The organism is Pelomonas sp. CA6 (genome assembly GCF_022549225.1).
Lineage (GTDB): Bacteria > Pseudomonadota > Gammaproteobacteria > Burkholderiales > Burkholderiaceae_C > Roseateles.
This window is the reverse complement of sequence record NZ_JAKZFD010000053.1, coordinates 1-477: the sequence shown is the minus strand read 5'-3', so window position 1 is coordinate 477 and position 477 is coordinate 1. Positions and strand designations below refer to the sequence as shown.

1 protein-coding gene is annotated in these 477 nt (G+C 68.1%); it reads right to left on the bottom strand.

Annotated features, from left to right (window positions below; translation table 11 throughout):
- The coding region (locus LZ017_RS21840; RefSeq protein WP_241399036.1) for a transposase at window positions 1-477 on the bottom strand (477 nt) is incomplete at both ends.

Sequence of the window (477 nt, the reverse complement as noted above, 5' to 3'; positions counted from 1 at the left end):
GACAACGGCCTTCTGCCAGCCCGAGCGCTCCTTGAGGGCCAAGACCCAACGCGAGATCGGATCGCTGCGCGTGTGGGCGGTGTTGACCACGGATTTGGCGCCCTGGATCAGCAAGGTCCGCAGATAGGCATCGCCGCGCTTGGTGATGGTGCCCAGGTGGGGCTTGCCACCGCTGGAATGCTGCTTGGGCACCAGGCCCAGCCAGGCGCCGAACTGGGCCCCACTCTTGAATTGTTTGAAGTCCCCGACTGTGGCGACGGCCGCTGATGCGCCAACGGGGCCGATGCCCATGAGCTGCCCGGCGCGACGCACCTCCGGGTTCTCCTGCTCATGGGCGGCCAGTCGCTCGTCGCACCAGGCCAGGTGCTCGTCCAGCTCACGCCACTGCGCCTGCGCGCGGCGAAGCGTCATGCGGGCCAAGCCATTCATCTCGTTGGCGCCGTCCTCCAGCAGCTCGTCCAGCACCAGGCGCAGGGC